The organism is Ectothiorhodospira marina (assembly GCF_900109495.1).
Taxonomy (GTDB): domain Bacteria; phylum Pseudomonadota; class Gammaproteobacteria; order Ectothiorhodospirales; family Ectothiorhodospiraceae; genus Ectothiorhodospira; species Ectothiorhodospira marina.
In genome coordinates this window covers 110,362-119,120 of record NZ_FOAA01000013.1, presented here as the reverse complement: position 1 = coordinate 119,120, position 8,759 = coordinate 110,362, and the positions used below count along the sequence as shown (strand labels likewise).

Genomic DNA, 8,759 nt, shown 5'->3' with positions numbered 1-8,759 from the left:
GACCTGCATGACCCGACACAAATCCATCACCGTAAAGTTGGCCTTCTCCACCTTGATGAACTCATACCTCAGTTCGACTCTTTGGCGAAGAAGGCCGCCGCCTTTTTTAATATTTCCTTTTCCATCCGTAACTTACGGTTCTCTTCCCTAAGTCGTTCCAACTCCTCGGCCTGGCCCTCCTGTTGGTCATGCTGGGGAGATTGCCGCTCACGTTCCTTGCGCATCCACCGATCCAACAGGCTGCGATTGATTCCCAGAGACCGGGCTGCTTCGGCCACCCCATATTCCTGGCGCTCAACCAATGCCACTGCCTCAGCCTTGAATTCCGCCGTGTATCGACGTCGTGCCTTCTTGCTCATGAACACCTCCGATGCATAGCCTACGAGGCTTAACGGGGTGTCCGCTACAATTGAACCACTTCAAAGCGCCCCTACGGGTGATGGGGTTGTGAGGCGTATCTGAGGCGCCCCTGTGGGTGACGGGGTTGTGAGGCGTGTCTGAGGCGCCCCTACGGGTGACGGGGTTGTGAGGCGTATCTGAGGCGCCCCTACGGGTGATGGGGTTGTGAGGCGTGCCTGAGGCGCCCCTGTGGGTGACGGGGTTGTGAGGCGTGTCTGAGGCGCCCCTGTGGGTGACGGGGTTGTGAGGCGTGTCTCGAAGCGTTAAGAATGACGGTGCCGCAAAGCGTGTTATGACGCCTTGATCAGGGCTTCGGTGGCCTCCCAGACACGCCGGTTCATCTCGGGGGCGCGGGCCTGTTCGGGTGCCTTTACGGGGCCCTTGCGGGAGACATACTGGCCATTGAGGTTGGCCATCTCGGGGGCCGTGGCATAGTGAATCACCGACTGAGCCGCCTGGTTTGCCGTGGGGATGGCCCAGCCCAGCCAGCGTGCCACCGCCCGCCAGAAGGCGTTCTGCGCGCCGTCGGTACCGCCCAGGTTCGACATGAACACCCCGGGGAAGACGCAGTTCACGGTGACGCCGGAGCCTTCCAGTTGCCGTGCCAGTTCGAAGGTTGAGTGCAGCATCCCCAGCTTGGACTGCCCGTAGGCCTGCATCATGCGATAGCGTCGCTTCTCCCAGTTGAGATCGTCCAGGTCCATGGCCGTGTTGAACCGGGTGCCCACGTTGATGATCCGGGCCGGGGCGCTGGACTTGAGACGGGGGAGCAGCAGGCGGGTGAGCAGGAAGGGGGCCACATGATTGATGGCCAGGGCCTTTTCAATGCCATCGTGGGTGAGGCGTCGTTCCGGGAAGGCGCTGCCGGCGTTGTTGATGAGCAGGTGCAGCGCCTTGAAGTCGCGATTGAACTGCGCCGCCACGCGACGAACGTCTGATTGTTCCGCAAGATCCCCGGTGATCAGGTGGATGTCTTCGTTGCCGGTCTCGGCACGGATCTCCCAGCGGGCCTGTTCGCCGCGGGTGAGGGAGCGGCAGACCAGTACCAGGGTCATGCCCCGGCGCGCCAGCTCCATGGCGATGGCCTTGCCCAGACCGGAGTTGGCACCGGTGATGAGAGCCGTGTGTTGGGTGGGGTCGGAGGAGGTGGTGTTCATCGGGCATGTCCTTGATGAAAACGGCCCTCATCCCAACCCCTCTACCGCCAGTGGGAGAGGGGCTCAATGATCGCAGCCAGTCTTTGGGATGAGGGGCTGGGGATGAGGGGCTCGGTGGGCACGGGCTTTACAGCAAGCGCTCAATATCCTGGGCGATGTCCTTCGGATCCGTATTGGGTGCGTACCGCCGAACCACCCGTCCCTCACGGTCCACCAGGAACTTGGTGAAGTTCCATTTCACCGCCTGAGTCCCCATCAGGCCCGGGGCCTGGGCCTTGAGGTGCTGGTAGAGTGGGTGCGCGTTGTCGCCGTTCACCTCCACCTTGGCGAACAGGGGGAAGTTTGCCTGAAAGCGCGTGCTGCAGAACTGGGCGATCTGGGATTCATCCCCCGGTTCCTGGTTGCCGAACTGGTTGCAGGGAAAACCCAGCACGTCGAAACCACGTTCATGAAAACGGTCCTGCAGGGCCTGCAGGCCGCTGTACTGGCCCGTAAAGCCGCATTGACTGGCCACGTTGGTGATCAGCAGCACCCGTCCGGCAAATTCCGACAGCGGGCGAGGATTGCCCTGGATGTCGGTGGCCTCGAAGTCATGTACGGAGGTGGTTGTCTCTGGCATGGGCTGTACTCCCTGGACCGATGATGAGTGCCATCCTGACAGGATGGATCACGATGCCTCGAGAGTGCCCGATGTGAGGGTGGGGGTAAAGCGGGGTGTATGTGCCCGCCGCTCCCCCTCATCCCCGGCCCTTCTCCCCCTGAGGGGGAGAAGGGTGCTGAAGGGGAGAAGGGTGCAATGAAGTCTTCTCCTTGGGATGGTGGACCCATGAGCCCCTCTCCCGCTGGCGGGAGAGGGGTTGGGGTGAGGGTGGAGGGGTTACCTGGGCAGGTCGGTACGCCCCATCAGCCACTGATCCACCGAGCGGGCGCACTGACGGCCCTCGCGGATGGCCCACACCACCAGGGACTGGCCCCGGCGCATGTCGCCGGCGGCGAACACGCCCTCGGCGCTGGTGTGATAGGCCTTGTCGCCCTCGGTGCTGCCCTTGACGTTGCCGCGGGCGTCCAGCTCCATGCCCGATTTTTCCGTCAGTTCAGCCAGCATGCCTTCCTGCACCGGATGCACAAAGCCCATGGCCAGCAGCACGAGATCGCAGCGGATCTCCTGCTCGGTGCCCGGTACCTCGCTCATCTGGAAGCGACCCTCGGCATCCTTCTCCCACTTCACCGTGACCACCTTGGCCGCCTTCACATTGCCATGGCCATCATCAATGAAGCCCTTGGTGGCGATATTCCACATCCGGTCGCAGCCTTCTTCCTGAGAGCTGGAGGTGCGCATGCGGTTGGGCCAGTCGGGCCAGGTGAGGCCCTTGTCTTCCTTTTGCGGCGGCTTGTCCAGGATCTCCACCTGGGTGACGTGGGCCGCGCCGTGGCGGTTGGAGGTGCCGATGCAGTCGGAACCGGTGTCGCCGCCGCCGATGACCAGCACGTGTTTGCCCTGGGCGCTGATGAAATCGTCGTCGGAGACGAACACACCCTGCACCCGCTTGCTGTTGCGGGTGAGGAAGTCCATGGCGAAGTGCACGCCCTGCAGTTCCCGGCCCGGTACGGGCAGGTCGCGGGGCTTCTCGGCGCCACCGGCCAGGACCAGGGCATCGTAATCGGCCTGCAGCCGGGACACGGGAATGTCCACGCCGATATGGGACAGGGTATGGAAGCGCACGCCTTCCGTGCGCATCTGGGCGATGCGCCGGTCGATGTGGGTCTTTTCCATCTTGAAATCCGGGATGCCATAGCGCAGCAGACCACCGATGCGGTCGGCCTTCTCGAACACGTCCACGTTGTGGCCGGCTCGGGCCAGTTGCTGGGCGCAGGCCAGGCCCGCGGGGCCGGAACCTACCACGGCCACGGTCTTGCCGGTGCGACGATGGGCCACCTGGGGCTTGATCCAGCCTTCTTCCCAGGCCCGGTCAACGATGGCGCACTCGATGGTCTTGATGGTCACCGGCGTGTCGTCGATGTTGAGCGTGCACGAGGTCTCGCAGGGCGCCGGGCAGATGCGTCCGGTGAACTCCGGGAAGTTGTTGGTGGAATGCAGCACCTTGATGGCTTCTTCCCAGTCGTTCCGATAGACCAGATCGTTCCAGTCTGGAATCAGGTTGTTCACCGGACAGCCCTGGTGGCAGAAGGGGATGCCGCAGTCCATGCAGCGTGCCCCCTGTTCCCGTACCTGGTCAGGCTTCAAGGGAATGACGAATTCCCGATAGTGCACGATGCGGTCAGCGGCCGGCTCGTAGTGCCGGTCACGACGGTCGTATTCCATGAATCCGGTTGGCTTACCCATGAGTGGCGCTCCCTTCAAGCGTCTGGCTGGCCTTTGGCGGTTTGTTGGGCTCGGGTGGACGGGCCTTCTGGGACTGGAGGTCTTCCAGGGCGCGGCGGTAATCCACCGGCATGACCTTGACGAAGCGGGGCAGCCAGGCCTCCCAATCGTCCAGAATGGTCTTGGCGCGGGTCGAGCCCGTGTAATCCAGATGACGCTGGATCAGGCTCTTGAGGCGCTGGGCGTCGAAGCGGGTCATGTCGTGACTCACATCCACGCGACCGTGGGTCTCCAGGTCGCCGCCTTGGTGATCCCAGGACTCCAGGGCATCGTCCTCGGCGGCGATGGGTTCCAGTTCCACCATGGCCTGGTTGCAGCGGTCGGCAAAGCTGCCGTCTTCGTCCAGCACATAGGCGATGCCACCGGACATGCCGGCAGCAAAGTTGCGGCCAGTGCTGCCCAGGCACACCATGATGCCGCCGGTCATGTATTCACAACCGTGGTCACCCACGCCCTCCACCACCGCGGTGGCGCCGGAGTTGCGCACGCAGAACCGCTCACCGGCCACACCACGGAAGAACACCTCACCGCTGATGGCGCCGTAGAGTACCGTGTTGCCCACGATGATGTTGTCCTCAGCCGGGTTGATGGCCGAGCGCGCTGGCGGATAAATGATGATGCGACCGCCGGAGAGGCCCTTGCCTACATAGTCGTTGGCCTCGCCTTCCATCTCGATGGTCACACCCTTGGCCAGCCACGCCCCGAAGGACTGCCCACCGGTGCCCGTGGCCTTGATGTGGATGGTGTCGTCCGGCAGCCCCCCATGGCCATAACGCTCGGCCACACGACCGGAGAGCATGGTGCCCACGGTGCGGTGGAAGTTGCGGATCTCCGTCTGGATGGTCACCGGCTTGCCCTGGCTCAGGGCCGGCTCGGCCTGCTGGATCAGTTGATGATCCAGGGCCTTGTCCAGGCCATGATCCTGGAGTTCGCAGTGACGAATGGCCACGTCCGGACCCACGTCCGGGCGGGTCAGGAGCTTGGTGTAGTCCAGACCCTCGGCCTTCCAGTGGTTGATGGCGCGACGCATTTCCAGGCGATCTGCCTGGCCGATCATCTCGTCCATGGTGCGGAAGCCCAGCTTGGCCATCAGGCGGCGGACCTCTTCGGCCACGAAGAAGAAGTAGTTGATCACATGCTCCGGTTTGCCAGTGAAGCGCTTGCGCAACTCCGGATCCTGGGTGGCCACGCCCACCGGGCAGGTGTTCAGATGGCATTTGCGCATCATGATGCAGCCTTCCACGATCAGCGGCGCGGTGGCAAAACCAAACTCATCGGCCCCCAGCAGGGCGCCGATGACCACATCACGGCCGGTGCGCAGACCGCCGTCCACCTGCAGGGAAACGCGCCCGCGCAGACGGTTCATCACCAGGGTCTGATGGGTCTCGGCCAGGCCGATCTCCCAGGAGCTGCCGGCATGCTTGATGGAGGTGAGCGGACTGGCGCCCGTGCCACCGTCATAGCCGGCAATGGTGATGTGATCCGCGTGGGCCTTGGAGACGCCCGCGGCCACGGTACCCACGCCCACCTCGGAGACCAGCTTCACGGAGACGCGGGCCTTGGGGTTGACGTTCTTCAGGTCGTGGATCAGCTGCGCCAGGTCCTCGATGGAATAGATGTCGTGGTGCGGCGGCGGCGAGATCAGGGCCACGCCGGGGGTGGAATGACGCACCCGGGCGATCTGGGCATTCACCTTATGACCGGGCAGCTGGCCCCCTTCGCCGGGCTTGGCGCCCTGGGCCACCTTGATCTGGATGTCGTCGGCGTTCACCAGGTATTCGGTGGTCACGCCAAAGCGCCCCGAGGCCACCTGCTTGATGGCAGAACGCTCCGGGTTTCTGGCGCCGTCTGCCAGGGGCAGGAAACGCTCCGGCTCCTCGCCGCCCTCACCGGTGTTGGACTTGCCACCGATGGCGTTCATGGCCTTGGCCAGGGTGGAGTGGGCCTCGTGGGAGATGGAGCCGAAGGACATGGCCCCGGTGGCAAAGCGTTTGACGATCTCCTTGGCCGGTTCCACCTCGTCCAGGGGGATCTCGCGGTCAGCGAATCGGAAGTCCATCAGGCCGCGGAAGGTGAGCAGGTTCTCGGTCTGCTCGTCGATCATGCGGGAGAACTCGGCAAAGGTGGCAGCATCGTTGGCACGGGTGGCGTGCTGCAGTTTGGCGATGGTGTCCGGGTTCCAGACATGGCTTTCGCCACGCAGACGGAACGCATAGTCACCGCCCACATCCAGCTGGTCGCGGTAGATCTCTGCATGGCCATAGGCCTGCTGGTGCCAGCGCACGGCCTCTTCGGCCACCTGGGCCAGGCCAATGCCTTCCACGCGGGTCTGGGTGCCGGAGAAGTATTGGTCCACGAAGGGCGTGTTCAGGCCCACGGCATCGAAGATCTGGGCGCCGCAATAGGACTCCAGGGTGGAGATGCCCATCTTGGACATCACCTTGAGCAGGCCCTTGCCCACGGCCTTGATGTAGCGTTTCTGGGCCTCTTCAAAGCTCAGCCGCTCGGGCAGACGGTCCAGCATGGACTGGATGGTGTCGAAGGCCAGATAGGGGTTGATGGCCTCGGCGCCATACCCCTCCAGGGTGGCGAAGTGATGCACCTCCAGGGCGGCGCCGGTCTCGACGACGATGCCGGAGCTGGTGCGCAGGCCCTTGTCGATCAGGTGATGATGCACGGCCGAGGTGGCCAGCAGCATGGGGATCGGCACGCGGTCCTGGTTGGTGTCACGGTCGGACAGGATGAGGATATTGAAGCCATCCAGTACCGCCTGTTCGGCCTTGGCGCACAGGGTCTCCAGGGCGGTTTCCATGCCCTCGGCCCCTTCGGAGGCCGCGTAGCACACGTCCAGGGTGCGGGTGCGGAAGGCGCCGCTGGAGTTGTATTCGATGTGACGGATGCGCTCCAGATCCTGATTGGTGAGCACCGGTTGCGGTGTCTCCAGGCGCCAGTGCTGGCCGGCCTCGTTGATGCCCAGCAGGTTGGGGCGCGGGCCGATCATGCACACCAGCGACATGACCAGTTCCTCGCGGATCGGGTCGATGGGCGGGTTGGTCACCTGGGCAAAGTTCTGCTTGAAGTAGTTGGACAGGTTCTTGGGCCGGGTCGAGAGCACCGAGGGGGGGTTGTCCGCACCCATGGAGCCCACGGCCTCCTGGCCGGTGAGCACCATGGGGGTGAGCAGGAACTTGAGATCCTCCTGGGTGTAGCCGAAGGCCTGCTGGTAGTCCAGCAGGGTGGCGTCATCGGGGGCCATGGGGCCGACGCCGGTGGGCAGGTCTTCCAGGCGAATCTGGGTCTTCTTGAGCCATTCCCCATAGGGGCGGGCCTCGGAAAGCTGGGCCTTGACCTCGTCGTCACTGATGATGCGGCCTTCTTCCAGGTCGATCAGCAGCATGCGACCGGGCTGCAGGCGCCATTTCTTGACGATGCGCTCCTCGGGGATGTCCAGCACACCCATTTCCGAGCCCAGGATCACCATGTCGTCATTGGTGACCAGGTAGCGGGCCGGGCGCAGGCCGTTGCGGTCCAGGGTGGCACCGATCTGACGGCCATCGGTGAAGCACATGGCGGCGGGGCCATCCCAGGGCTCCATCAGGGCCATGTGGTATTCGTAGAAGGCGCGGCGCTTCTCGTCCATCAGGGTGTTGCCCGACCAGGCCTCGGGGATGAGGATCATCATGGCGTGGGCCAGCGAGTAGCCTCCCATCACCAGCAGTTCCAGGGCGTTGTCAAAGCAGGCGGAGTCGGACTGGCCCTCGGGGATCAGCGGCCAGATGGTGTCCAGGTCATCCCCCAGCACCTCGGAGCGCATGGTGTGGCGGCGGGCCGCCATCCAGTTCACATTGCCCCGCAGGGTGTTGATCTCGCCATTGTGGCAGACCATGCGGAACGGCTGCGCCAGATCCCAGGTGGGGAAGGTGTTGGTGGAGAAACGCTGGTGCACCAGGGCCAGGGCGCTGACGAACGTCTCATCCTGCAGGTCCAGGTAGTAGTGGCCCACCTGGCCGGCCAGCAGCATGCCCTTGTAGTTGACCGTGCGGGAGGACATGGAACACACGTAGCAGGCATCCACGCCGTGCCCGGCATCGCGGATGTCGTTGTCCATGCGCTTGCGGATCACGAACAGTTTGCGTTCGAAGGCGTCCTGATCGGGGCAGTTATCCCCCTGACCGATGAATACCTGGCGCACCACCGGTTCGCTGGGCAGCACGCTCTCGCCCAGGTCGCTGTTGTCCACGGGGACGTCGCGCCAGCCCAGTACGCTCTGGCCGCCTTCCTGGATGTGCTTTTCGATGATGGTCTGCATCTGTTCGCGCAGGCCGGCATCCTGAGGCAGGAAGATCACCCCCACGCCATAGCGGCCGACCTCCGGCAGGTCGAACCCGACCTTGGAGCGGAAGAAGGCGTCCGGAATCTGCACCAGGATACCGGCCCCATCGCCGGCCTTGGGGTCGGCGCCGACGGCACCCCGGTGATTGATGCGTTCCAGGATTTCCAGGCCCTGAGCGACGATCCGATGACTCTTCTCGTTTCTGATGTGGCACACAAAGCCGACACCACAGGCATCGCGCTCCAGGGATGGATCATATAGGCCCTGTTCGGGCGGTAAGGCGTGAAAACTCATCGTTGACCTCGCTGATATCTGGTCGCTGGTCGGCATCCGCGGCAATCTGACGCAGGGGGCTGGCGTTGCAAGGGCTGGGGATCGCCCACTCTCACAGGCCCGCGCGGAAGGCCATCAACCGGCGGGCTTGGGAGAGTAAAGCGAAACTTTTCATTGTGCCAGTGTTTGTCACCTAAAAGGGCAAGGAATTGTG

Annotated in this window: 5 protein-coding genes; all 5 read right to left on the bottom strand. The window is 63.8% G+C overall.

Going from position 1 to position 8,759, the window contains the following annotated elements:
• Nucleotides 1–68: 68 nt before the first annotated feature.
• The gene (locus BMY52_RS11600; protein WP_090254571.1) at nucleotides 69–359 is read right to left on the bottom strand and encodes a transposase; all 291 of its coding nucleotides are present in this window, start codon (nucleotides 357–359) and stop codon (nucleotides 69–71) included.
• Nucleotides 360–689: 330 nt separating this feature from the next.
• Nucleotides 690–1,556, bottom strand: coding sequence for an SDR family NAD(P)-dependent oxidoreductase (locus BMY52_RS11595; RefSeq protein WP_090254568.1), 867 nt, complete (start codon nucleotides 1,554–1,556; stop codon nucleotides 690–692).
• Nucleotides 1,557–1,683: 127 nt separating this feature from the next.
• On the bottom strand, nucleotides 1,684–2,175 hold the full coding sequence (locus BMY52_RS11590) for a glutathione peroxidase (protein ID WP_090254565.1): 492 nt from the start codon (nucleotides 2,173–2,175) through the stop codon (nucleotides 1,684–1,686).
• A gap of 258 nt (nucleotides 2,176–2,433) precedes the next feature.
• Nucleotides 2,434–3,900: a glutamate synthase subunit beta gene (locus tag BMY52_RS11585; RefSeq protein WP_090254563.1), complete on the bottom strand. Its 1,467-nt coding sequence runs from the start codon at nucleotides 3,898–3,900 to the stop codon at nucleotides 2,434–2,436.
• Nucleotides 3,893–8,566 carry a glutamate synthase large subunit gene (gene gltB, locus BMY52_RS11580; RefSeq protein WP_090254561.1) on the bottom strand — a complete coding sequence of 1,558 codons (4,674 nt, stop codon included), beginning with the start codon at nucleotides 8,564–8,566 and terminating at the stop codon, nucleotides 3,893–3,895. The genes BMY52_RS11585 and gltB overlap by 8 nt, the downstream gene beginning before the upstream one ends.
• Nucleotides 8,567–8,759: the final 193 nt, after the last annotated feature.